The 22,687-nt window shown below is 60.8% G+C and carries 24 protein-coding genes and 1 tRNA gene; 7 read left to right on the top strand and 18 right to left on the bottom strand.

All coding sequences use genetic code 11. From position 1 onward, the window contains the following. Positions 1-97 precede the first annotated feature (97 nt). Entirely contained in the window at positions 98-1,315 is a 1,218-nt protein-coding gene (locus L6D81_RS24280; protein ID WP_236182245.1) for an MFS transporter, read from the top strand. Between the two features lie 63 nt (positions 1,316-1,378). On the opposite strand, the gene ychF is transcribed toward L6D81_RS24280, so the two are convergent. From ychF to L6D81_RS24240, 8 genes are all read right to left on the bottom strand, one after another. After that, the gene (gene ychF / locus L6D81_RS24275) at positions 1,379-2,479 is read right to left on the bottom strand and encodes a redox-regulated ATPase YchF (RefSeq protein WP_236182244.1); all 1,101 of its coding nucleotides are present in this window, start codon (positions 2,477-2,479) and stop codon (positions 1,379-1,381) included. A 22-nt stretch (positions 2,480-2,501) separates the two neighbouring features. Beyond that, complete coding sequence (pth, locus tag L6D81_RS24270; protein WP_007951726.1) at positions 2,502-3,086, bottom strand: aminoacyl-tRNA hydrolase; 585 nt, start codon at positions 3,084-3,086, stop codon at positions 2,502-2,504. 171 nt (positions 3,087-3,257) lie between these two features. Further along, positions 3,258-3,860 carry a 50S ribosomal protein L25/general stress protein Ctc gene (locus L6D81_RS24265; RefSeq protein ID WP_236182243.1) on the bottom strand — a complete coding sequence of 201 codons (603 nt, stop codon included), beginning with the start codon at positions 3,858-3,860 and terminating at the stop codon, positions 3,258-3,260. Between the two features lie 141 nt (positions 3,861-4,001). Next, positions 4,002-4,943 carry a ribose-phosphate pyrophosphokinase gene (locus L6D81_RS24260; RefSeq protein WP_003171603.1) on the bottom strand — a complete coding sequence of 314 codons (942 nt, stop codon included), beginning with the start codon at positions 4,941-4,943 and terminating at the stop codon, positions 4,002-4,004. A 47-nt stretch (positions 4,944-4,990) separates the two neighbouring features. Then, positions 4,991-5,065 (bottom strand) — tRNA-Gln (locus L6D81_RS24255). Positions 5,066-5,102: 37 nt separating this feature from the next. After that, positions 5,103-5,954 (bottom strand): 4-(cytidine 5'-diphospho)-2-C-methyl-D-erythritol kinase, encoded by an 852-nt coding sequence (ispE, locus tag L6D81_RS24250; protein ID WP_236182242.1) that lies wholly within the window; start codon positions 5,952-5,954, stop codon positions 5,103-5,105. A gap of 3 nt (positions 5,955-5,957) precedes the next feature. Beyond that, a complete protein-coding gene (lolB, locus tag L6D81_RS24245) occupies positions 5,958-6,575 on the bottom strand; it encodes a lipoprotein insertase outer membrane protein LolB (RefSeq protein WP_236182241.1) in 618 nt (205 codons plus the stop codon). Positions 6,576-6,578: 3 nt separating this feature from the next. Next, positions 6,579-8,303 carry a tetratricopeptide repeat protein gene (locus tag L6D81_RS24240; RefSeq protein WP_236182240.1) on the bottom strand — a complete coding sequence of 575 codons (1,725 nt, stop codon included), beginning with the start codon at positions 8,301-8,303 and terminating at the stop codon, positions 6,579-6,581. A 182-nt stretch (positions 8,304-8,485) separates the two neighbouring features. Between L6D81_RS24240 and hemA the strand changes: the two genes are divergently transcribed. The 6 genes from hemA (at position 8,486) to L6D81_RS24210 (ending at position 13,846) form a co-directional block, all read left to right on the top strand. Next, the gene (gene hemA / locus L6D81_RS24235; protein WP_236182239.1) at positions 8,486-9,772 is read left to right on the top strand and encodes a glutamyl-tRNA reductase; all 1,287 of its coding nucleotides are present in this window, start codon (positions 8,486-8,488) and stop codon (positions 9,770-9,772) included. Next, positions 9,769-10,851, top strand: coding sequence for a peptide chain release factor 1 (gene prfA / locus L6D81_RS24230; protein ID WP_236182238.1), 1,083 nt, complete (start codon positions 9,769-9,771; stop codon positions 10,849-10,851). Before hemA ends, prfA begins: the two co-directional genes overlap by 4 nt. Continuing rightward, entirely contained in the window at positions 10,852-11,682 is an 831-nt protein-coding gene (prmC, locus tag L6D81_RS24225) for a peptide chain release factor N(5)-glutamine methyltransferase (protein ID WP_236182237.1), read from the top strand. Next, positions 11,676-12,431 carry a molybdopterin-synthase adenylyltransferase MoeB gene (locus L6D81_RS24220; RefSeq protein ID WP_236182236.1) on the top strand — a complete coding sequence of 252 codons (756 nt, stop codon included), beginning with the start codon at positions 11,676-11,678 and terminating at the stop codon, positions 12,429-12,431. Before prmC ends, L6D81_RS24220 begins: the two co-directional genes overlap by 7 nt. Next, on the top strand, positions 12,424-13,215 hold the full coding sequence (gene murI, locus L6D81_RS24215; RefSeq protein ID WP_236182235.1) for a glutamate racemase: 792 nt from the start codon (positions 12,424-12,426) through the stop codon (positions 13,213-13,215). The genes L6D81_RS24220 and murI overlap by 8 nt, the downstream gene beginning before the upstream one ends. Before the next feature lie 112 nt (positions 13,216-13,327). Further along, complete coding sequence (locus L6D81_RS24210) at positions 13,328-13,846, top strand: acyloxyacyl hydrolase (protein WP_039766327.1); 519 nt, start codon at positions 13,328-13,330, stop codon at positions 13,844-13,846. 55 nt (positions 13,847-13,901) lie between these two features. Here the strand turns inward: L6D81_RS24210 and L6D81_RS24205 are convergent, their stop codons facing one another. From L6D81_RS24205 to L6D81_RS24160, 10 genes are read right to left on the bottom strand one after another with little or no spacing between them, the layout of a single operon-like run. Next, on the bottom strand, positions 13,902-14,207 hold the full coding sequence (locus L6D81_RS24205) for a YkgJ family cysteine cluster protein (protein WP_011335918.1): 306 nt from the start codon (positions 14,205-14,207) through the stop codon (positions 13,902-13,904). 52 nt (positions 14,208-14,259) lie between these two features. Then, complete coding sequence (locus tag L6D81_RS24200) at positions 14,260-14,751, bottom strand: DUF2878 domain-containing protein (RefSeq protein WP_236182234.1); 492 nt, start codon at positions 14,749-14,751, stop codon at positions 14,260-14,262. After that, complete coding sequence (locus L6D81_RS24195; protein ID WP_236182233.1) at positions 14,744-16,015, bottom strand: SAM-dependent methyltransferase; 1,272 nt, start codon at positions 16,013-16,015, stop codon at positions 14,744-14,746. The genes L6D81_RS24200 and L6D81_RS24195 overlap by 8 nt, the downstream gene beginning before the upstream one ends. Beyond that, complete coding sequence (locus L6D81_RS24190) at positions 16,002-16,817, bottom strand: DUF1365 domain-containing protein (protein ID WP_236182232.1); 816 nt, start codon at positions 16,815-16,817, stop codon at positions 16,002-16,004. The genes L6D81_RS24195 and L6D81_RS24190 overlap by 14 nt, the downstream gene beginning before the upstream one ends. Then, complete coding sequence (locus L6D81_RS24185) at positions 16,814-18,061, bottom strand: NAD(P)/FAD-dependent oxidoreductase (protein ID WP_236182231.1); 1,248 nt, start codon at positions 18,059-18,061, stop codon at positions 16,814-16,816. The genes L6D81_RS24190 and L6D81_RS24185 overlap by 4 nt, the downstream gene beginning before the upstream one ends. After that, positions 18,058-18,840 carry an SDR family NAD(P)-dependent oxidoreductase gene (locus L6D81_RS24180; RefSeq protein ID WP_236182230.1) on the bottom strand — a complete coding sequence of 261 codons (783 nt, stop codon included), beginning with the start codon at positions 18,838-18,840 and terminating at the stop codon, positions 18,058-18,060. The genes L6D81_RS24185 and L6D81_RS24180 overlap by 4 nt, the downstream gene beginning before the upstream one ends. Next, entirely contained in the window at positions 18,837-19,259 is a 423-nt protein-coding gene (locus L6D81_RS24175; protein WP_236182229.1) for a nuclear transport factor 2 family protein, read from the bottom strand. The genes L6D81_RS24180 and L6D81_RS24175 overlap by 4 nt, the downstream gene beginning before the upstream one ends. After that, entirely contained in the window at positions 19,252-20,697 is a 1,446-nt protein-coding gene (gene phrB / locus L6D81_RS24170) for a deoxyribodipyrimidine photo-lyase (RefSeq protein ID WP_236182228.1), read from the bottom strand. The genes L6D81_RS24175 and phrB overlap by 8 nt, the downstream gene beginning before the upstream one ends. 20 nt (positions 20,698-20,717) lie before the next feature. Further along, complete coding sequence (locus L6D81_RS24165) at positions 20,718-21,659, bottom strand: MerR family transcriptional regulator (RefSeq protein ID WP_236182227.1); 942 nt, start codon at positions 21,657-21,659, stop codon at positions 20,718-20,720. Next, entirely contained in the window at positions 21,659-22,621 is a 963-nt protein-coding gene (locus L6D81_RS24160) for a YbgA family protein (RefSeq protein ID WP_236182226.1), read from the bottom strand. The genes L6D81_RS24165 and L6D81_RS24160 overlap by 1 nt, the downstream gene beginning before the upstream one ends. Positions 22,622-22,687: the final 66 nt, after the last annotated feature.

Below are 22,687 nucleotides of genomic sequence, written 5' to 3'. Positions count from 1 at the left end.
AGTTCGTTAGCTGGCTAAGGGGATGGCGCTGGCGCACCGAAAAATGGCACATTGACGCACCTGCCCGCGTGCACCCATCTGCAGTCCGGAAACTCCCATGGCTATCAGCAACGTTCAGACCGCCGCTGCCTCGGCGTCCGCTCCTCCCCAGAGCAGTCCACTGGTGATGCGCATCATCGGCGCGGTGGCGCTGGCGCATTTGATCAACGACCTGATCCAGTCGGTGCTGCCGTCGATCTATCCGATGCTCAAGGCCAACTATGGCTTGAGCTTTACTCAGGTCGGCCTGATTACCCTGACCTTTCAATTGACCGCTTCGCTGTTGCAGCCGTGGGTCGGTTATCACACCGACCGGCACCCGAAGCCGTGGCTGCTGCCGGCAGGTTCCGTGTGCACGCTGATCGGCATCGTGATGATGTCGATGGTCGGCAGTTTTCCGTTGATTCTGCTGGCGGCGGCGCTGATCGGCATTGGTTCATCAACCTTTCACCCCGAGGCTTCTCGTATCGCCCGCCTGGCTTCTGGTGGGCGTTTCGGTCTGGCCCAGTCGACGTTCCAGGTCGGTGGTAATGCCGGTTCGGCCTTCGGCCCGTTACTCGCGGCGGCGATCATCATTCCTTTCGGTCAGGGCAACGTGGCGTGGTTCGGGCTGTTCGCAGTGTTTGCGTTGTTCGTGCTTTATCGCATCAGCCGCTGGTACGCCCATCACCTGAACCTGTTCAAGCTCAAGGCTGGCCAGGCCGCCACTCATGGACTGTCGAAGGGCAGGGTGACCAGCGCGTTGGTGGTGCTCGGGCTGCTGGTGTTCTCCAAGTATTTCTACATGGCCAGCCTGACCAGTTACTTCACCTTCTACCTGATCGAGAAGTTCGACCTGTCGGTGGCAAGTTCCCAACTGCACCTGTTCCTGTTCCTCGGCGCGGTCGCGGCGGGCACGTTCTTCGGCGGGCCGATTGGTGACAAGATCGGGCGCAAGGCGGTGATCTGGTTCTCGATCCTCGGCGTGGCGCCGTTCACGCTGCTGATGCCACATGTCGATCTGTTCTGGACCAGCGTCCTGAGCGTGGTGATCGGTTTCATCCTCGCTTCGGCGTTCTCGGCGATCGTGGTGTATGCGCAGGAACTGGTGCCGGGCAACGTGGGGATGATTGCCGGGGTGTTCTTCGGTCTGATGTTCGGATTTGGCGGGATTGGTGCGGCGTTGCTCGGGCATCTCGCGGACATTCACGGCATCGAATACGTGTACTTCCTGTGCTCGTTCCTGCCGCTGTTCGGGGTGCTGGCGATCTTCCTGCCGAAAACCAGAAAGGCCTGACGGACTGAATTTCAGGCATAAAAAAGCCGCGTATCGAACGCGGCTTTTTCTTGGGTGCGGCTTTTACACGTTGAAGCGGAAGTGCATCACGTCGCCGTCCTTGACGATGTAGTCCTTGCCTTCCAGACGCCATTTACCGGCTTCTTTGGTCCCGGCTTCGCCCTTGTACTGGATGAAGTCGTTGTAGGCGATTACTTCGGCGCGGATGAAGCCTTTTTCGAAGTCGGTGTGGATTACGCCGGCGGCTTGCGGTGCGGTGGCACCGACGCGGACGGTCCAGGCGCGGACTTCTTCGACACCGGCGGTGAAGTAGGTCTGCAGGTGCAGCATCTCGTAGCCGGCGCGGATTACGCGGTTCAGGCCAGGCTCTTCCAGGCCCAGGGCCTCGAGGAACATGTCTTTCTCTTCGCCGTCATCCAGCTCGGCGATTTCCGCTTCGATCTTGTTGCAGACCGGAACGACCATGGCGCCTTCTTCTTCGGCGATGGCCTTGACCACGTCCAGGTGCGGGTTGTTCTCGAAACCGTCTTCAGCGACGTTGGCGATGTACATGACCGGCTTGGTGGTCAGCAGGTGGAAGCCCTTGATGATCGCCTTTTCGTCGGCGCTCATGTTCTTCATCAGGCTGCGTGCAGGCTTGCCTTCGGTGAAGTGCGGGATCAACTGCTCCAGCAGGGCCTTCTGGGCCACTGCGTCCTTGTCACCGCCCTTGGCGTTGCGCGAAACCTTCTGCAGTTGCTTCTCGCAGCTGTCGAGGTCGGCGAAGATCAGTTCCAGGTCGATGATTTCGATGTCGCGCTTCGGGTCGACGCTGTTGGAAACGTGGATCACGTTATCGTCTTCGAAGCAGCGCACGACGTGAGCGATCGCGTCGGTTTCGCGGATGTTGGCCAGGAACTTGTTGCCCAGGCCTTCACCTTTCGAGGCGCCGGCCACCAGGCCTGCGATGTCGACGAATTCCATGGTGGTCGGCAGGATGCGCTTCGGATTGACGATGGCCGCCAGGGCATCCAGACGCGGATCCGGCATCGGCACGATGCCGCTGTTCGGCTCGATGGTGCAGAAGGGGAAGTTCTCGGCCGCGATCCCGGATTTGGTCAGGGCGTTGAACAGGGTGGACTTGCCGACGTTAGGCAGGCCGACGATGCCGCAATTGAATCCCATGGTGTTTCCCCTCGGATTAGAGTCAGGCCTTCTGGCTGTGCAGGTTTTTCATCGCGCGGTTCCATTCACCGGCGAGGATATCCGGCAGCACGCCGAGGGCAAAGTCGATGCTGGCATCGAGTTTTTCCTGTTCGGCGCGTGGCGCACGACCCAGGACGAAATTTGAAACCATACTGGCGACGCCCGGGTGGCCGATGCCAAGCCGCAGGCGGTGAAACGTATTCTGATTGCCCAATTGCGCAATGATGTCGCGCAACCCGTTGTGACCGCCATGGCCGCCGCCGACTTTGAGTTTGGCGACGCCCGGAGGCAGATCGAGTTCGTCATGTGCCACCAGGATCTCTTCAGGCTTGATGCGGAAGAAACCGGCGAGTGCCGCCACGGCCTGGCCGCTGCGGTTCATGTAGGTGGTGGGAATCAGCAGACGAACATCCTGACCCTGATGCGAAAAACGCCCGGTCAGGCCGAAATACTTGCGATCGGCCACGAGATTCACGTTCTGTGCGTGGGCGATGCGCTCAACAAAAAGGGCCCCTGCGTTATGCCGGGTCTGTTCGTATTCAGCGCCTGGATTTCCCAGGCCAACGATCAGTTTGATGGCAGTCACGATAGGGGCCCTTCCTTTGAGTGGTGGATAACATCGCCGCGATCAGGGAAGGCGGCGAAAGTGGACGAAAAATGCTCATTTACCATGGATGTAAACTCCGCGTTCCCGCCCGCTTTCTCGCTACGTTCCAGTCCGCGATGTTACCTGCTCACTCAGGCATGACAGAGTGAATTACTCTGCTGCGCCTTCTTCGGTAGCTTCTGGAGCAACACGTGGAGCGTGGACGTTGGCAACAGCCTTGTCATCGCCGTGTGCCAGAGCAACGAACTCAACGCCTTTAGGAGCCTTGAGGTCCGACAGGTGAACGATGGTGCCGATTTCAGCGTTAGCCAGGTCGACTTCGATGAACTCAGGCAGATCTTTCGGCAGGCAGGAAACTTCGATCTCGGCAACAACGTGCGAGATTTCGCCGCCTTTCTTCACTGGAGCCGCTTCGTTGATGAAGTGCACAGGAACGATAGCGGTCAGTTTCTGGCCAGCTACAACGCGTACGAAGTCAGCGTGCATCACGTGGCCTTTGGCCGGGTGACGTTGCAGAGCCTTGATGATTACGTTTTGCTTGGTGCCACCAACGTTCAGTTCGATAACGTGGCTGTAGGCCGCTTCGTTTTCGAGCAGTTTGGCAACTTCTTTGGCCAGCATGCTGATGGATTCAGGGGCTTTTTCGCCACCGTAAACAACAGCTGGAACCAGGGCAGCGAGACGACGCAGGCGGCGGCTCGCACCTTTCCCCAGGTCGGAACGCAGTTCAGCATTCAAAGTAAAATCGTTCATTTTGTATCTCCAAAATAGCCATGACCGAGTGGCGTTTGCGACCAGCGCCGAACACGGTATGGGCAAAAAAGCCCCGCCCCGGCAGAGATGCCGGGGCGGGGCGCTTTTCGTCAACGAGACATTTCGCGAAGGGCAGGGCCCTTAACGGAACATCGCGCTGATCGATTCTTCATTGCTGATGCGGCGAACCGCTTCGGCAACAACCGGTGCGATATCCAGTTGACGGATACGTGCACAGGCTTGTGCTGCAGCGGACAGCGGGATGGTGTTGGTGACCACCAGCTCGTCCAGCACGGAATTTTCGATATTCTCGATGGCCCGACCCGACAGCACAGGGTGTGTGCAGTAGGCAAAGACCTTGGCTGCGCCATGCTCTTTCAGGGCCTTGGCCGCGTGGCACAGGGTGCCGGCGGTATCGACCATGTCATCGACCAGGATGCAGGTACGCCCTTCGACATCACCGATGATATGCATCACTTCAGAGTGATTGGCTTTCTCACGGCGTTTGTCGATGATCCCGAGATCCACGCCCAGGGATTTGGCAACGGCACGTGCACGCACGACGCCACCAATGTCCGGGGACACGATCATCAGGTTCTCGAAGCGCTGATCTTCGATGTCATCCACCAGAACCGGGGAGCCGTAGATATTATCTACCGGAATATCGAAGAAGCCCTGAATCTGGTCAGCATGCAGATCAACCGTGAGAACACGGTCGATGCCGACTACGGTGAGCATGTCAGCAACGACTTTCGCGCTGATAGCCACACGTGCGGAACGCGGACGGCGATCCTGACGGGCATAACCAAAATAAGGAATAACAGCAGTGATACGAGTAGCCGAGGAGCGGCGGAAGGCATCAGCCATCACTACCAGTTCCATCAGGTTATCGTTGGTCGGAGCGCAAGTCGGCTGAATAATGAAGACGTCTTTACCACGAACGTTTTCATTGATCTCGGCTGTAATTTCGCCGTCGGAAAATTTACCGACAGAGATGTCACCGAGAGGGATATGCAGCTGACGTACAACACGCCGAGCCAGATCGGGGTTAGCGTTCCCCGTAAAGACCATCATCTTGGACACGCGCAGTACCTGAAGGCTGAGGGTATACCTGGATGAGTATAGGAAAATGGCAGGGGCGGCTGGATTCGAACCAACGCATGGCAGGATCAAAACCTGCTGCCTTACCGCTTGGCGACGCCCCTGTATCTGTTGCTTGCAAGTGCCGGGCACTTGATTCCTTTAGAGCAGACTTTGTAGCTTGCGATGCAACATCGAAACGTTGCTTCCTTTTGCTACAAACCCTGTAAGGGTCTCTGTCAGAAGGGCCGAGACTTTATCAGCTTCAGCTTTGCTTGGGAAGCCCCCAAACACACAACTTCCAGTTCCGGTGAGTTTTGCTTCGGTAAAATTACCTAACAAATTCAATGCGTTACGTACTTCCGGGTAACGCTTCGAGACCACCGGCAAGCAGTCATTTCGACTGTTTCGCTCGGGAACGGGGCGCACTTTAATGGGCGGCGTGTTACGTGTCAACAAAGGATCTGAAAAAATTTCTGCCGTACTAACAGAGACTTGCGGAACGAGTACGACATACCACGGTTCGGCGGGCTCGACCGGGGTCAGTTTTTCGCCGACACCTTCGGCGAAAGCCGCATGGCCACGCACGAACACCGGCACGTCGGCGCCCAGCGTCAGGCCCAGTGCCGCCAGGCGATCTTGATCCCAACCCAGTTGCCACAAATGATTGAGACCAAGCAGCGTGGTGGCCGCGTTCGAACTGCCGCCACCGATGCCGCCGCCCATCGGCAGGATCTTGTCGATCCAGATATCAATGCCGAGCGAGCAGCCGGATTGCTCCTGCAGTTTTTTCGCTGCGCGCACGATCAGGTTGCTGTCGTGGGGCACGCCGTCGAATTCGGTGTGCAGGCGAATAATGCCGTCGTCACGCACGGCGAAGGTGATTTCGTCGCCGTAGTCGAGGAACTGAAAAAGCGTCTGCAACTCGTGATAACCGTCTTCACGGCGACCGAGAATGTGCAGCATCAGGTTGAGTTTGGCCGGCGAGGGCAGCGTCAGGCGTGCAGCGGTCATGCGTTATTGCCCCAGTTTGCGCGGTTGCCAGGTCTTGATGACCAGCGTCACGTCCAGATCGGTGCCGTGCAGCTTGATCCGCTCGGGCAGCCAGTAACCGTTCTGTTCGGCATAACCGAGGTATTCGACCTGCCATCCATCCTGATCCAGATTGGCCAGGCGACTGTTGCCGTCCAGGGTCAAGCGGCTTTTGCTGTCCGGGGCCGGAAGACCGCGAACCCACCAGGCCAGATGCGAGACCGGCAGTTTCCAGCCCAGTTGCTCTTCGATCAGTGCTTCCGGAGTTGGTGCTTCATAGCGACCCTGATTCGCCACTTCCAGTGACACCGCGCCCGGGCGGCCGGTCAGCCGCGCCGCGCCGCGACCCAGCGGGCCGGACAAGCGGATGTCGTAGTAGCCCTGACGTTGCAGCCAGAACAGCGTGCCGCTGCCCGAGTCTTTCGGCGCGCGGATGCCGATCTTGCCGTCGATCTGCCAGCCGTCGAGGCCGGTCAGTTGCTGTTTGTTCGCGGCCCATTGGGCAGGGCTGCCATGGCCCTCGACGGATTCACGGGCGCCGAAGCCCGCGCAACCGGCGAGCAGGGCGATGAAGCTGAAAACGATGACGTGGCGCAAAAACATGAGTTAAAGAGTCTCGGATCCGGTCAGGCGCTTGATGGTGCTGCGCAGGATGGTGCTGTCGGGTTGGTCCTTGAGGAACTTGCCCCAGATTTGCTTGGCTTCACGCTGCTTGCCTTTGGCCCACAGTACTTCGCCCAGATGCGCGGCGACTTCGTGATCGGGGAAGCGATCGAGGGCCTGGCGCAAGTATTTCTCGGCGTCTTCCAGATTGCCCATGCGAAAGTTCACCCAGCCGAGGCTGTCGAGAACCGCCGGGTCTTCCGGGTTGATCTGGTGCGCCTGCTCGATCAGCGCCTTGGCTTCGGCGTAGCGGGTCGTGCGGTCGGAGAGGGTGTAGCCGAGGGCGTTGAGGGCCATGGCGTTGTCCGGATCGCGCTTGATGATCAGGCGCAGGTCTTTTTCCATCTGCGCCAGGTCATTGCGTTTTTCCGCCTGCATCGCGCGGGTGTAAAGCAGATTCAGATCGTCCGGGTACTGCTGCAACGCTTGTTGCAGGACTTTCCAGGCCTTGTCGCCCTGATTGTTGGCGGACAGGGTTTCGGCTTCGATCAGGTACAGCTGGATCGCGTAATCCGGCTGCTCATCGCGCTCGGCGGCCAGTTTGCTCTGGGCTTCGGCGGTCTTGCCGTTGTTCATCAGAATATCGGCCTGACGCAGTTGCGCCGGCAGATAATCGTTGCCCGGGCCGACCTGGGCGTACTCGATGAGCGCGCCTTGCGGATCGTTGCGCTCTTCGGCGATGCGCCCCAGGTTCAGATGCGCCGAATCGACATGGCTTTCCCGGGCGATGAGGTCTTCCAGATAACCCTTGGCCTCGTCCCAGGCCTTGGCTTCCAGGCAGACCAGTGCCAGGGAGTAACGAAGCTCGTCGTCTTCCGGGTATTGCTGAACCAGGGTGGAGAACTCGACCTTGGCGTCGTCCATCCGGTTCTGCTCTACCAGCATCCGCGCGTAGGTCAGGCGCAGGCGTTTGTCGTCCGGATACTTCTTGATGCTCTTTTGCAGCAACGGCAAGGCTTCGTCGCCACGACTCAGCCCTTGCAGCAGGCGTGCACGCAGCAGAATCGGGGCGATCTCGCCGTCTTCCGGCGGATTGTCTTCGAGCAGGGTCAGCGCGCCTTTGGTGTCGCCATCCTGCTGCATCAGCAGGGCCTTGCCGAAAATCAGCTGATTGTTGTTCGGGTGACGCTGCAACAGGCGGTCGAAACTTTTCATCAGGCCGTTGCGGGTTTCCTGATCGGTATCGGCGGCCGACAGTGCGAGGAAGTCGAAATGGGTGTCGCCCTTGCCCTGCAGGACTTTCTCCATATAGACCATCGAGTCGTCATAACGCCCGGCGCGGGCCAGTTGCACGGCGGCGGCGCGTTGCGCTTCGAGGTCGTCCGGGGCGTTTTTCGCCCAGATCAGCGCGGTATCGAGAGCCGGCTGGTCGGCGCCCAGGTACTCGGCGATGCGGAACGCACGCTCGGAGACGCCCGGATCCTGGGTGTTGATGGCCTGGGTCACGTAGTTGTCCAGGGCAATGTCGAAACGATTGCGCTGGCCGGCGAGCTCGGCGCTCAGCAGGCTGAACACCGTTTCCTGGCTGAACGAGCTGTAAACCTTGGGCTTTTCAGGGGCCGGCGTGGTGTCTTCGACCGGTGAGGCACCGTCCTGCGAAACGGGGGCCAAGGCCTGGCAGCCGCTGAGGAAGACAAAAGCGAGGAGCAACGCGGAAGATCTGTTCATATAGGAAGAGGACGACTAACCTGCGGTCGGATCATCATGACACAAGCCTTCGGCCAAACATAACCGAGTCTCGATTGTGGTCATTATAGGGGCCGACAATTGGGACAATAGTCAGCGGTAGTTGTTCTGAATCTGACGAAGTAGGACAATTGCCGGCTTCACGTCACCATCAGCGACCTTGAATGGCCTTCCTTGCACTCGGTATCAACCACAAGACTGCTTCAGTAGACGTCCGCGAGCGCGTGGCCTTTACCCCTGAGCAGCTGGTGGAGGCCTTGCAGCAGCTCTGCCGACTCACCGACAGCCGCGAAGCTGCGATCCTCTCCACCTGCAATCGCAGTGAGCTGTATATAGAACAGGATCAGCTGTCGGCCGATATCGTGCTGCGCTGGCTGGCCGACTATCACCATTTGAGCCTCGATGAGCTGCGCGCGAGCGCTTATGTGCATGAAGACGATGCGGCCGTTCGTCACATGATGCGCGTCGCCTCCGGGCTCGACTCGCTGGTGCTGGGCGAACCGCAGATTCTCGGCCAGATGAAATCGGCCTACGCCGTGGCCCGCGAGGCCGGCACTATCGGGCCGCTGCTCGGGCGACTGTTCCAGGCGACCTTCAACGCCGCCAAGCAAGTGCGCACCGACACCGCCATCGGTGAAAACCCGGTGTCCGTGGCGTTTGCCGCCGTCAGCCTGGCCAAACAGATTTTCAGCGACCTGCAACGCAGCCAGGCCCTGCTGATCGGCGCCGGCGAGACCATCACCCTGGTCGCCCGCCATCTGCATGAACTGGGGGTCAAACGCATCGTGGTCGCCAACCGGACCCTGGAACGCGCCAGCCTGCTGGCCGAGCAGTTCGGTGCCCATGCAGTGTTGCTATCGGACATCCCGGCCGAACTGGTGCGCAGCGATATCGTGATCAGCTCTACCGCCAGTCAGTTGCCGATCCTCGGTAAAGGTGCGGTGGAAAGCGCGCTGAAGTTGCGCAAGCACAAGCCGATCTTCATGGTCGACATCGCCGTTCCCCGTGACATCGAGCCGGAAGTCGGCGAACTCGACGACGTTTACCTCTATAGCGTCGACGATCTGCACGAAGTGGTCGCCGAAAACCTCAAGAGCCGTCAGGGTGCAGCCCAGGCTGCCGAAGAGATGGTTTCGGTCGGCGCCGACGATTTCATGGTGCGCCTGCGCGAGCTGGCGGCGGTCGATGTGCTCAAGGCCTATCGTCAACAGAGCGAACGCCTGCGTGACGAAGAGCTGCAAAAGGCTCTGCGCCTGCTGGCCAACGGCGGCAACGCCGAAGACATCCTCGGGCAACTGGCCCGTGGCCTGACCAACAAACTCCTGCACGCCCCGAGCGTGCAGTTGAAAAAGCTTTCTGCCGAAGGCCGCCTTGATGCGCTGGCCATGGCTCAGGAACTCTTTGCCCTCGAGGGCTCACCGGATAGCTTTTCGGATAAAAAACCGCAATGAAAGCGTCACTGCTCAATAAGCTGGACATCCTCCAGGACCGTTTCGAGGAACTGACCGCGCTGCTCGGCGACGCCGAAGTCATTTCCGACCAGACCAAATTCCGCGCTTATTCCAAGGAATACGCCGAACTTGAGCCGGTGGTACAAGGCTATAAAAAGCTGCTCGGCGTACAAAGCGATCTTGAAGGCGCACAGGCGCTGCTCAAGGACAGCGACCCGGACATGCGTGAAATGGCTGTGGAAGAAGTCCGCGAAGCCAAGGAATTGCTGATCACGCTGGAATCCGACCTGCAACGCATGTTGCTGCCCAAGGATCCCAACGACGGGCGCAACGTGTTTCTCGAAATCCGCGCCGGCACCGGTGGTGACGAGGCGGCGATCTTCTCGGGTGACCTGTTCCGCATGTACTCGCGTTACGCCGAACGCCGTGGCTGGCGCGTGGAGATCCTCTCGGAAAACGAAGGCGAACACGGTGGCTATAAAGAAGTCATCGCCCGCATCGAAGGCGACAACGTTTACGGCAAGCTGAAATTCGAATCCGGCGCGCACCGCGTACAGCGTGTACCCGCCACCGAATCCCAGGGCCGTATCCACACCTCGGCCTGCACCGTGGCGGTATTGCCCGAGCCGGACGAGCGTGAAGCCATCGAGATCAACCCGGCGGATTTGCGCGTCGACACATACCGCTCCTCCGGGGCCGGTGGTCAGCACGTCAACACCACCGATTCGGCGATCCGCATCACCCACATACCGACCGGCACCGTTGTCGAGTGCCAGGAAGAACGTTCCCAGCACAAGAATCGCGCCCGGGCGATGGCCTGGCTGTCGGCCAAGCTCAACGATCAGCAGACTGCCGCCGCGGCCAACGCCATCGCCAGCGAACGTAAATTGCTGGTGGGTTCCGGTGACCGCTCCGAGCGCATCCGCACCTACAACTTTGCCCAGGGCCGGGTCACCGATCATCGCGTCAACCTGACCCTGTATTCCCTCGACGAAATTCTCGCCGGTGGCGTCGAAGCGGTGATCGAGCCGTTGCTGGCCGAATACCAGGCCGACCAACTCGCAGCGATAGGTGAGTAAATGACCATCATCGCCAGCCTGTTGCGCGCCGCCGAACTGCCGGACTCGCCGACGGCGCGTCTGGACGCCGAATTGCTTCTGGCCGCCGCGCTGGGCAAGTCGCGCAGTTTTCTCCACACCTGGCCCGAGCGCATCGTGCCCAGCGAAGCTGCGCTGGTCTTTGCCGAGTACCTGCAACGCCGCCGCAGTGGCGAACCGGTCGCCTACATTCTGGGCCAGCAGGGTTTCTGGAAGCTGGATCTGGAAGTCGCGCCGCACACGCTGATCCCGCGTCCGGACACCGAGCTGCTGGTGGAAGCCGCGCTGGAGTTGTTGCCGGCGACCCCGGCCAAGGTCCTCGATCTGGGCACCGGCAGCGGGGCAATTGCCCTGGCCCTGGCCAGCGAGCGCCCGGCGTGGAAGGTCACCGCCGTGGATCGCGTTCTGGAGGCCGTGGCCCTGGCCGAGCGCAATCGTCAGCGCCTGCACCTGAACAACGCCACGGTATTGAGCAGCCACTGGTTCAGCGCCCTCGAAGGCAAGCGTTTCGAGCTGATCATCAGCAACCCGCCGTACATCCGCGCCGCCGACCCGCATCTGGTGGAAGGCGATGTGCGTTTCGAGCCGGAAAGCGCCTTGGTGGCCGGCATCGACGGGCTCGACGATCTGCGGCTGATCATCACCCAGGCGCCGGCCCATCTGGAGGCCGGTGGCTGGCTGATGCTCGAACACGGCTATGATCAAGCCGAAGCCGTGCGCGATCTGCTGCTGACGCAAGGTTTCGACGAAGTCCACAGCCGCACCGATCTGGGCGGTCATCAACGGATCAGCCTGGGGCGCCTGCCGTGCTGAATGATCAGGAATTGTTGCGCTACAGTCGGCAGATCCTGCTGCAACACATCGACATCGATGGCCAGTTGAAGCTCAAGGACAGCCGGGTATTGATCGTCGGCCTCGGCGGCCTCGGTGCGCCGGTGGCCTTGTACCTGGCGGCGGCGGGTGTCGGTGAATTGCACCTGGCGGATTTCGACACGGTCGACCTGACCAACCTGCAACGCCAGATCATCCACGACACCGACAGCGTCGGCATGACCAAGGTCGACTCGGCGCTCAAGCGCCTGAGCGCGATCAATCCTGAAATCCGCCTGGTGCCCCATCGTCAGGCGCTGGATGAGGATTCCCTCGCCGCCGCCGTGGCCGCGGTGGATCTGGTGCTCGACTGTTCGGACAATTTCTCCACCCGCGAAGCGGTCAACGCCGCATGCGTGGCGGCGCGCAAGCCATTGGTCAGCGGCGCGGCGATCCGTCTTGAAGGACAGCTCTCAGTGTTCGACCCGCGTCGCACCGAGAGCCCGTGCTACCACTGCCTGTACGGTCACGGCAGCGAAGCCGAACTGACTTGCAGCGAAGCCGGCGTGGTCGGGCCGCTGGTCGGTCTGGTCGGCAGCCTGCAAGCGCTGGAAGCCTTGAAGCTGCTGGCGGAATTTGGTGAGCCGCTGGTGGGCCGTCTGCTGTTGATCGATGCGCTGGGCTCGCGCTTTCGTGAACTGCGGGTCAAGCGCGATCCGGGGTGCAGCGTCTGTGGTTCGCAGCATGCGTGAAGCGCCGATTGCCGTATTCGATTCCGGCGTCGGTGGCGTGTCGGTGCTGGCGGAAATCCAGCACCTGCTGCCGAACGAATCGCTGCTGTACTTGGGCGATTGCGGCCACATCCCTTATGGCGAGAAAACCCCGGAATTCATCCGCCAGCGTTGCAGCGTGATGGCCGGGTTTTTCCGCGAGCAGGGCGCCAAGGCGCTGGTGATCGCGTGCAATACCGCGACCGTGGCCGGCGTTGCCGATCTGCGCCGGGACTTTCCCGAGTGGCCGATTGTTGGGATGGAGCCGGCGGTCAAACCGGCCGCCGCCGCCACCCGCAGCGGTGTGGTGGGCGTGCTCGCCACCACCGGCACCTTGCAGAGCGCCAAATTCGCCGCATTGCTCGACCGCTTCGCCACGGATGTGCGGGTCATCACTCAGCCGTGTCCCGGACTGGTCGAGCGCATTGAAAGCGGCGATCTGCACAGCCCCGAGTTACGTGCCTTGCTCAAGCACTACGTTGACCCGCTACTGGCCAACGGTTGCGACACGATCATCCTGGGCTGTACCCACTACCCGTTTCTCAAGCCGATGCTCAAGTCGATGATCCCCGAGAGCATCAGCCTGATCGATACGGGCGCGGCGGTAGCGCGGCAATTGCAGCGGCTGCTGGCCGAGCGTGATCTGCTCGCCGCAGGTCCGAACCGCCCGGTCAGATTCTGGACCAGCGCCGATCCTGCGTCTCTGCGCAAGACCCTGGTCCTGCTGGGCCAAGTCGTTGGCGACGTTGAAAGATTCACTTTGTAAAAAAAATGTGAAATATCTAAAAAGTCAGCTGAACTTCTGACCAAGCGCAGATTTCTATAGCGCAGAGTGACCTAAAAAACCAAACGATCGTTCCGGAAAAGGAAGTTTCAAAGTGAAGCGACTATTCTGCTTGGCCGCGATTGCGGCTGCACTGATGGGGCAAAGTTTTACCGCACAAGCTGCTGGCGTCGAGTTTGCAGTGGGTGCTACCAGCGATTCGACCATGACTTATCGCCTGGGCATGAATTTCGATTGGGACAAGAGCTGGCTGCAAAGTGACGTGGGTCGTCTGACCGGTTACTGGAGCGGTGCCTACACTTATTGGGAAGGCGACAAGACGTCGAGCAACAACAGCCTGTCGTTCTCGCCGGTATTTGTTTACGAGTTTGCCGGCCAGTCGGTCAAACCGTATGTCGAGGCGGGGATCGGCGTGGCGCTGTTCTCCAACACCGAATACGAAGACAACAAGCTCGGCGGCTCTTTCCAGTTCGAAGACCGTATCGGTTTCGGCTTGCGCTTCAATGGCGGGCATGAAGTCGGGATCCGTGCGACGCACTATTCCAACGCCGGTCTGAGCAGCGACAACGACGGGGTTGAAAGCTACGCGCTGCATTACACGATGCCGCTGTAAGAACGCGGAAAGTCAGTTCGAGCAAAAAAGAGCGCCAGGCGCTCTTTTTTTGTGCTCAGCGATACGCCGTGGCAATTCCCTGGCGTTCGTCGATGCATTCCGGGGCGCCCATTTCGAACTCGCGGCAGATCAGCGGACGCTTCTCGTAAATCGTGCACATCATCGTGTCGCGATCCAGCGCCGCGCACCAGCCGTCGTCCAGACGCAGCATCACTTCACCCCCCCAATCGTCGGTATCGATAAAACGCTCGGGCACGCCGGTGTCGGTGATCAGCATCACTTCAAGCTGACAGCAGCAGGCCGCACAGGTCGAGCAGGTGACCACGGGTTCGGCGATTTGCCGATGGGGAATGGTTTTCATGGCGCCAGTGTACGGCAGTGACCGAGGACCGTGTGAAAGGCCTGACAGGCGTTTAGCGTTCCAGCCGCCGGGACAACTGGTGCAACAGCGGAAACAGCAACGCCCACAGCAGCGCGATGCCGGTCAGGGTCGCAAACTCACCATAGGGAAACTGCACGCCGGCCAGACGTCCGCCAGCGCCATAGGACAGCGCGCCACCCGCTGCGCCGAGCAGACTGGCCAGCCACCAGGGCCTGGCGCTCCATTGCAGACAATGACGCAATGTCGTGGCAAACAGCGCCCACAACAGCATCAGCCACAGCGGAATCAGCGGCGACAGATCCTTGAATTCGAAAACCCCCAGGCCGCGCAGCGCACTGTCCACCGCCGTGCCGATGATCACCACGCTGAGGATCAACCGGCCTTCCTGCGCCCAACTGCTGATCCAGTGCAGATGAATCACCAGCATCGCCAGTGCCAGCAGCAACCACAGGCTGTCGCCACCGAGCACGCAGGCCAGCCAGCCGATCTGGAACAGCACCGCGTTGGCCAATCGCTCAAGCATCGAATCGGCCGAGCAAGGGCGCGGTCATCGCCGCCGGTTTGGCCAGCACCAGTTGTGCGGTGCCGATGGTGCGTTCGAGAAATCCGCCCTCGCAGTAACACAGGTAGAACTCCCACAACCTGAGGAAGTAATCGTCATAGCCCAGTTCCGTCAGGCGGCCGTGAGCATGGCGAAAGTTCTCGTGCCACAGACGCAGGGTGCGGGCGTAGTGCAGGCCGAAATCTTCCATATGCAGCAGGTTCATGTCGGTGTCGCGGCTGACGATCTCAAGCATTTTCTGCACGCAGGGCAGGGCGCCGCCGGGGAAAATGTAGCGCTGGATGAAGTCCACCCCGCGACGTGCCTGTTCGTAGCGCTGTTCGCGGATGGTGATCGCTTGCAGCAGCATCAGGCCGTTGCTCTTGAGCAGGTGCGCGCACTGTTTGAAGTAGGTCGGCAGGAAGCGGTGGCCGACCGCTTCGATCATCTCGATCGACACCAGTTTGTCGTACTGGCCGGTGAGATCGCGGTAGTCCTTGAGCAGTAGCGTCACCTGATCCTGCAAACCGAGGCGTTCGATACGGGCGGCAGTGAAGGCGAACTGCTCCTTCGACAACGTGGTGGTGGTGACTCTGCAACCGTAATGCTGCGCCGCGTAGAGCGCCATGCTGCCCCAGCCGGTGCCGATTTCCAGCAGGTGGTCTTCGGGCTTGAGCGCGAGTTTCTGGCAGATCCGCTCCAGTTTGTTCAGTTGCGCCTGCTCCAGGCTGTCGTCGGGGCTGAGAAACTGCGCGGCGGAATACATCATGGTCGGATCGAGAAACTGCTCGAACAGGTCATTGCCGAGGTCGTAATGAGCGGCGATGTTTTTCTGCGAGCCTTTGCGCGTATTGCGGTTGAGCCAGTGCAGTCCGCGCACCAGTGGGCGACCGAGCCGGGCCAGGCCACCTTCCATGGCGTCGAGCACTTCAAGGTTGCTGACAAAGACCCGCACTACGGCCGTCAGATCCGGCGAGCGCCAGTAGCCATGAATAAAAGACTCACCGGCACCGATCGAACCATTGCCGGCGACCAGCCCCCAGACGGCCGGGTCCAGCACCTGAATTTCCCCCACCAGCGTGCTGCCTGGCGTACCGAAGACGTGGCGTTCGCCGTCCTCGATGACGATCAATTGACCCTGCTTGAGCTGCTCGAGCTGGCGCAGCACTCCCCGGCGCAGCAGCGAACCGCTCAGGCCATGGGGGCTGAACAGGCTGGCTTTGGCCGAGACGCTAGTGGATTTCATGGTGGCGTTCCTCGGTCGGTACGGTGGCGGTTCGAAAAAGGTCGTCGGTGCGCTGGTGGTCATACACCGGAGTGCGCTTGAGCAACAGGCGCAGCGCCTGCCAATAGATCGCCAGCGCGGTCTTGGCAGTCATCCAGGGAAAGCGCCACAGGTGTCGGTGCAAGTGGCTTCGATCAAGGGGTTCGCGTCGCAGGTCGAGGGTGGCGTCGAACAGTTTCTGCTCGCCCTGCCAGTCGGCCATGTGTACGCCCAGGTGCTGCGCGGCGGGGCTGAAGCTCATGCGGTATTCCAGATCCGGCGGCAGGAACGGCGACACATGAAAGGCCTTGGCCACGGCAAAGTGCTGGTGAAAGTCCTGCAAATGGGTCGGCGCTCGGGCCGGCAGCACGTAGTGATAACGCTCGCGCCACGGCGTGTTGCTGACTTCGCAGAGAATCGCCGCCAGTTGGCCGTCGGCCTCGTGGCAATAGAAAAAACTTACCGGGTTGAACGACAGGCCCCAACTGCGCGGCTGGGTCAGCAGGCAGATCGAGCCTTGCGGTGCGCGGCCCAGGGCTTCGCCCACCCGTTGCCGCACCGCATCGCTCAGGCGTACACCCCGGCCGGTGAAGGTTTTCAGGTAGTCGGTTTCGCGAAATGAAAACGGCGCAAAGCGGCTGGTACCCGCCAGTCGGGACAGGCCCAGCACCGCTTCCTGTTCAGCCAGATCCAGATACAGCATGCCGATCCGGTAACGGAATTGATGACGGCGCGGTGCGAATCGCCGATGGGCAATCCAGCCACTGTAGAGCGCGCTGTTCACAGGCTTTCTCCGAAGGCTGCGGCCACGCGCAGGGCGCTGACTACGCCGTCCTCATGAAAACCGTTGGCCCAATAGGCGCCGCAATAATGCGTGTGTTGCGCGCCGTCGATTTCAGCCCAGCGCTGCTGCGCCGCCACGGCCGCGAGGCTGAATTGCGGGTGGGCATAGGTGAAGCGCGCCAGGACTTTGGATGGTGTGATGCCTGCGCTCTGGTTGAGGCTGACGCAGAACGTGGTGTCGCTCTGAATGCCTTGCAAAATGTTCATGTCGTAGGTCACGGCTGCCTGGGTAAGGCCCGTTCCGCCGAGGCGATAATTCCAGCTGGCCCAGGCCCGTTTGCGTGTGGGCAGCAGGCGGGTATCGGTGTGCAGCACCACTTCGTTGTCGGCGTAGGGCAGGGCGCCGAGGATTTCCCGTTCTTTATCGTCAGGATCTCCCAGCAGTCGCAACGCTTGATCGCTGTGACAGGCCAGCACCACTTTGTCGAAACGCTCGATGCCGGCCGGGCTGTGGATGACCACGCCGTGCTCGTCGCGATCGATCCGGCCCACCGGGCAGTTCAGGCGGATGCGTTCCTTGAACGACTCGACCAGCGGCGTGATGTAGGCACTGGAACCGCCCTCGATCACCTGCCACTGCGGCCGATTGCTGACCGACAGCAATCCGTGATTCTCAAAAAAGCGCACGAAGAACTGCAACGGAAAATTGAGCATCTCGGCCATCGGCATCGACCAGATCGCCGCGCCCATCGGCACGATGTAATGCAGGATGAAACGCTCGCCGTACCCGCCGGCCTTGAGGTAATCGTCAAGGGTGGTGTCGGTGCCGATCCGCTGCTCGGCAAGGTCGCGCCGGGCTTCTTTATTGAACCGCAGGATGTCGCGCAACATGCCCCAGAATCCAGGTGACAGCAGATTGCTGCGCTGGGCGAACAGGCTGTTAAGGTTGTTGCCGTTGTATTCCAGGCCGGTGTCCGGATCGTTGACCGAAAAACTCATCTCGGTGGGCTTGAAGGCCACACCCAACTGACCGAGCAAGCGAATGAAGTTCGGGTACGTCCAGTCGTTGAACACGATGAACCCGGTGTCCACCGCGTACTCGCGCCCGTCCACGGTCACCGGCACGGTGTGCGTATGGCCGCCGACCCGGGCGTCGGCTTCGAACACGGTGATTTCGTGTCGGCGAGCGAGCAGATACGCGCAGCTCAGACCGGCGATGCCGCTGCCGACGATGGCGATTTTCATGTTGCATCCCTGAGCGGCGGGTTGCTGCGCACCATGCGTTTGCCAATGGCCAGTTGTACCCGCGCAGGCATTTTCGACAGGGGCCACAGGACCGCCATGAACAGTGCCGGGAAAGCGATCTCCAGCGGCCGGTCCTCAAGTTTGGCGAAAATATGCCGCGCGGCTTTATCCACAGGCCAGCTGAGCGGCATCGGGAAATCATTCTTGGCGGTCAGCGGTGTGTCGACGAAACCGGGGCTGATGACGGTAACGTCAATGCCTTCGTCGGCCAGATCGATGCGCAGCGATTCGAACAGATAACGCAGCCCGGCCTTGGATGCGCCGTAGGCTTCGGCGCGGGGCAGCGGAACATAGGTGACGGAGCTGGCCATCCCCACCAGAAACGGTGCCGTACCTTTGCGCAGCAAGGGCAGGGCGGCTTCGATGCAGTAGCTGCTGGCGAGCAGGTTGGTGCGCACCACGTGCTCGATGATCGAGGCGTCGAACTGCCGGGCATCGACGTACTCGCAGGTGCCGGCGTTGAGGATCACCGTGTCCAGCGCCCCCCATTCCATTGCGATCTTCTCGCCGATTTCCCGGACGGTCTGGCTGTTGGTCAAGTCTCCCGGCACGACCAGTACCTGGCCCGGATAGCGTTGTGACAACACTTTGAGCGGCGCGACCTGGCGGGAACTGACCGCCAGCTGTGCACCGCTTTTGAGAATTTCTTCTGCGAGTGCCGCGCCGATACCACTGCTGGCACCGGTCAACCAGTAACGACGTGGAGCTGTACGACTCATCCCAATCTCCTTTTCAGCCAGGCGATCACCCGGCCCAATACGGGTAAATGTTCATAGAGCAGTGCCCCGGCATCGAAGTAATCCCGGTGGCGGTAAACCTTGTCGCGCCAGAGCAGGTGCGAGCAGCCGACGACGCGGATCAGTTGTCCGCCGGCCAGTCGCGGGTGGCGGTAGCTCATGACCCAACGCAAATAGCCTTCGCCTTCGCCGATCTGGTCGAAACCGTGGAAATCGAAGCGCAGTTCGTTGACGTTGGCGTACAACTCGCTGAAGTAACTGCGTAGTTGCGCCAGCCCCTGGACTTCGTGCAACGGATCGGTGAAATGAATGTCTGCGCTGTACAGTTCGTCGAGGTTACGCAAGTTGTCTTTATCCAACTGTGCGAACCGCTGGGCGAAACTGCGCAGAAATTCACTCATCGCTCTCTCCTTGAGACGACCGCGACGGCAGATTCTTGAACGCTGCCAGCGCTCGCTCCCGTGACGCGCTCAAATTGACGATCGGCGACGGATAGTCCGCCACGCCGAACAGCCCGCCGGCATTGGCCGGGTTGTGCACGTCTTTCTTGTTCAGCCCGGTCAGTTGCGGCAGCCAGTGCTTGATGAACAGGCCTTCGCTGTCGAATTTTTCCGACTGGCTGAGCGGGTTGAAGATCCGGAAGTACGGCGCCGAATCGGTGCCGGTCGAGGAACTCCACTGCCAGCCGCCGTTGTTGGCGGCCAGGTCGCCGTCGATCAGGTGGCGCATGAAAAAACGCTCGCCTTCGCGCCAGTCGATCAACAGGTTCTTGGTCAGAAACATCGCCACCACCATGCGCAGGCGGTTGTGCATCCAGCCGGTTTCCAGCAGTTGGCGCATGGCCGCATCGATGATCGGCAACCCGGTGCGGGCCTCCTGCCAGGCGGCCAGATCGTCCGGGGCATCGCGCCAGGCCAGGGCTTCGGTTTCCGGACGGAATGCGCGATGGCGTGAAACCCGTGGATAACCGACGAGGATATGTTTGTAGAACTCGCGCCACAGTAGTTCGTTGATCCAGGTGACGGCCCCGACCTTGCCGCTTTCGAATTCGCCCTGATTACTTTGCAGGGCGGCGTGCAGGCATTGGCGCGGCGAGATCACACCGGCGGCCAGGTAGGCCGAGAGCTGACTGGTGCCGGGTTTGGCCGGGAAGTCGCGTTCGCTCTTGTAGTAGTCGATCTGTGCATCGGCGAACGTGTCGAGACGGCGTCGGGCTTCGGTTTCACCGGCGGGCCACAGTGCGCGCAGGGATTCGCCGGGTGTCGGGAAACCTTCGATGGCTGCTGGAACAGGGTCGCTGGTGATGTTCAGTGCCGACTGTTTGCCCGGGGCCTTTTTCAGCGAAGGCATCGAGCGGTGCAGGCGTTCGTAGCAGACTTTGCGGAACTGGCTGAACACCTGAAAGTAAGTGCCGGTCCGGGTCAGCACGCTGCCGGGCTTGAACAGCAATTGGTCGAGGTAGCTGTGGAAGGTGATGCCGTCGGCTTGCAGGGCCTCGGCGACTGCCGCATCGCGACGGCTTTCGTTGATGCCGTATTCCTCGTTGACGTGCACGGCCTCGATCTTCAGTTGCCGACACAGTTCGAGCAGTACCGCAGGTGCCTGATCCCAGTGAGGCGCGGTGCGGAGCAGGAGCGGGATATTCAGTTCGCCGAGGCTTTTGCTCAGCTCACGCAGATTGCGCAGCCAGAAATCGATCTTGCACGGTGCGTCGTCGTGTTGCTGCCATTGCTCTGGGCTCAACAGGTACACGGCCACGGTCGGGCCACGCTCGGCGGCGGCCGCCAGGGCGGTGTTGTCATGTTGGCGCAGGTCGCTGCGCAGCCAGATCAATTGCATGTCGGTCTCTGTCTGAATCATTAAATCAACCCACGCTCAACGAGTATCCGATGCGCCGAAAGGGGGTCTTCGGCCAGGAGCAGATCAGCGCGTTCGGTAGTGTTTGCGGACAACTCGGCGTGGTGGATGCACACCGTTGGTCCGGCAATCAGTTTCGGGCAGCTGACGCCATTTAACAGTTTCGGCAGCTGCGCAAGGTTCAGGGCTTTGCTGGAATACAGCAGTACGCCACGGGCTTGCAGGGTATCGGTTGCCAATGCCAGCTCGCCGGCCGGCAGCGGCCAGTCGAACACCTGCACCGGGCAATCGGCGCTGCTGATCAGCCAGGCGCAGAGCCAAACGTGCGGCTCCAGTGGCAGGTCCGACTGGTTGATCAGCAGCAGCGGCGCGGTGCGTAACTGACGATTGTTATGGTAGATGCGCGCTCCGAATTTGCTGCGCAACCAGGCATAAAAGAACACACGTTCCATCTGCGCGCCGAACTGGCCCTGCCAGCGCTGTTCGAGATCGCTCAGCAGCGGCAGCAGTAATTGCTCGCACAGCGTGCGTGGCGGATACAGCGCCATCGCCTGGTTGATGCTGTCGTCGAGGCCGCGCTCGTTCAGGTCAGTGACCGCGAGCAGGGCGGCCTGGCGCAGGGGATGCCATTCGTTCTCCACCGGTTCGTTCAAGGCCTGCGCCGTGTCGAGCAGCGGTTTGACCTGGCTGACCGCAACGCCACGGTTGAGCCAGGTAAGGATGTTCTGGATACGTTGCACATGCTCGGCGTTGTACAGGCGATGGCCCTTGGGCGTGCGCTGCGGAACGATCAGCCCATAGCGCCGTTCCCAGGCGCGCAGGGTGACGGCGTTCACGCCGGTCTGACGGGCGACTTCGCGGATTGGCAGCCAGCCTTCGTCGAGGGCTTTCTTGAAGTCGGCGCCGAGGTCTTCCCGGGCGCTGGTATCGGGTGAGTCGTTCATCAAATGGCGTTTCGCAGGCTGAGGTTTTCCGGATGCGGTTGCAGGTACACCTGCTGCGCAATGTAGGGATCCGGGTGGAGGCGAAAGTGATGCTTGAGCAGCGTCAGCGGCACCACCAGCGGCACGATGCCGTGTCGGTACTGGCCGATGATGTGCTGCACTTCCTGTTTGTCTTCGGGGCTGATCGCCTGTTTCAGGTAACCACTGATGTGTTGCAGGACATTGCTGTGGGTGCGGCGAGTGGCGCATTTTTTCAGCGCCGCCATCAATTCGCTGAAATAGCGCGGGCCCAGCTCGGCCGGGTCGGTCCGGCCCATGTTGCCCAGCCGATTGCCCAGCGCCTTGTATTGCACCGGGTTGTGGGCCATCAGCAGGTATTTGTAGCGCGAGTGGAAGTCGGTGAGCGCGCGGCGGCTCAGGCCTTGCTTGAGCACTTGCTGCCATTCGCGGTAGGCGAGTACGCGAGTGATGAAGTTCTCCCGCAGCACGGGGTCATTAAGGCGCCCGGCTTCTTCCACCGGCAGATCCGGATGCCGTGCACAGAACGCCTCGGCGTAAATGCCGCGCCCGCCACCATTCACCGGTGCGCCGTTGGCATGGTAGACCTTGACTCGCTCAAGTCCGCAGGACGGCGATTGCTGCATGAAGATGTAGCCGCAGATGCCATCGAGCTCTGCAGCCATTTTTTCTCCATAGGCCGCCAGCGGTTGGGTGACATTGATCGATGAATTGACGGTGCCGACCGCCTCGGGCCTGGTCGGGTCACCCACCAGACGGATCGGTTCGCGGGGAATCCCCAGACCGATCGCGACTTCAGGACAGACGGGAACGAATTCAAAATGCTCGGCCAGGGTGCGGCTGCACAGCCGCGATTCCTTGTGTCCGCCGTTGTAGCGTACTTCGGCGCCCATCAGGCAGGCGCTGATGGCGATTTTCGGCAGGGACGTCGATGAGTCGGACATGCAACAACCTCGAATCTGAACCTGTACAGACAAATAGATCTGTACAACATGCTCTCAGCATAGATT

The sequence above is a fragment of the Pseudomonas sputi genome (genome assembly GCF_021603585.1).
GTDB lineage: Bacteria > Pseudomonadota > Gammaproteobacteria > Pseudomonadales > Pseudomonadaceae > Aquipseudomonas > Aquipseudomonas sputi.
The sequence above is the reverse complement of the archived record's forward strand: the minus strand, read 5'-3'. Positions and strand labels throughout refer to the sequence as shown.

What these genes read in the sequence shown, in the direction of transcription:
- hemA (WP_236182239.1), top strand. Translation starts at nt 8,486, where the DNA reads ATGGCCTTCCTTGCACTCGGTATCAACCACAAGACTGCTTCAGTAGAC.
- L6D81_RS24205 (WP_011335918.1), bottom strand. Translation starts at nt 14,207, where the DNA reads ATGAAAACCATTCCCCATCGGCAAATCGCCGAACCCGTGGTCACCTGC.
- lolB (WP_236182241.1), bottom strand. Translation starts at nt 6,575, where the DNA reads ATGTTTTTGCGCCACGTCATCGTTTTCAGCTTCATCGCCCTGCTCGCC.
- L6D81_RS24265 (WP_236182243.1), bottom strand. Translation starts at nt 3,860, where the DNA reads ATGAACGATTTTACTTTGAATGCTGAACTGCGTTCCGACCTGGGGAAA.
- ispE (WP_236182242.1), bottom strand. Translation starts at nt 5,954, where the DNA reads ATGACCGCTGCACGCCTGACGCTGCCCTCGCCGGCCAAACTCAACCTG.
- L6D81_RS24280 (WP_236182245.1), top strand. Translation starts at nt 98, where the DNA reads ATGGCTATCAGCAACGTTCAGACCGCCGCTGCCTCGGCGTCCGCTCCT.
- L6D81_RS24160 (WP_236182226.1), bottom strand. Translation starts at nt 22,621, where the DNA reads ATGTCCGACTCATCGACGTCCCTGCCGAAAATCGCCATCAGCGCCTGC.
- prfA (WP_236182238.1), top strand. Translation starts at nt 9,769, where the DNA reads ATGAAAGCGTCACTGCTCAATAAGCTGGACATCCTCCAGGACCGTTTC.
- L6D81_RS24185 (WP_236182231.1), bottom strand. Translation starts at nt 18,061, where the DNA reads ATGAAAATCGCCATCGTCGGCAGCGGCATCGCCGGTCTGAGCTGCGCG.
- prmC (WP_236182237.1), top strand. Translation starts at nt 10,852, where the DNA reads ATGACCATCATCGCCAGCCTGTTGCGCGCCGCCGAACTGCCGGACTCG.
- L6D81_RS24175 (WP_236182229.1), bottom strand. Translation starts at nt 19,259, where the DNA reads ATGAGTGAATTTCTGCGCAGTTTCGCCCAGCGGTTCGCACAGTTGGAT.
- L6D81_RS24240 (WP_236182240.1), bottom strand. Translation starts at nt 8,303, where the DNA reads ATGAACAGATCTTCCGCGTTGCTCCTCGCTTTTGTCTTCCTCAGCGGC.
- phrB (WP_236182228.1), bottom strand. Translation starts at nt 20,697, where the DNA reads ATGCAATTGATCTGGCTGCGCAGCGACCTGCGCCAACATGACAACACC.
- L6D81_RS24195 (WP_236182233.1), bottom strand. Translation starts at nt 16,015, where the DNA reads ATGAAATCCACTAGCGTCTCGGCCAAAGCCAGCCTGTTCAGCCCCCAT.
- L6D81_RS24180 (WP_236182230.1), bottom strand. Translation starts at nt 18,840, where the DNA reads ATGAGTCGTACAGCTCCACGTCGTTACTGGTTGACCGGTGCCAGCAGT.
- murI (WP_236182235.1), top strand. Translation starts at nt 12,424, where the DNA reads ATGCGTGAAGCGCCGATTGCCGTATTCGATTCCGGCGTCGGTGGCGTG.
- L6D81_RS24200 (WP_236182234.1), bottom strand. Translation starts at nt 14,751, where the DNA reads ATGCTTGAGCGATTGGCCAACGCGGTGCTGTTCCAGATCGGCTGGCTG.
- ychF (WP_236182244.1), bottom strand. Translation starts at nt 2,479, where the DNA reads ATGGGATTCAATTGCGGCATCGTCGGCCTGCCTAACGTCGGCAAGTCC.
- L6D81_RS24165 (WP_236182227.1), bottom strand. Translation starts at nt 21,659, where the DNA reads ATGAACGACTCACCCGATACCAGCGCCCGGGAAGACCTCGGCGCCGAC.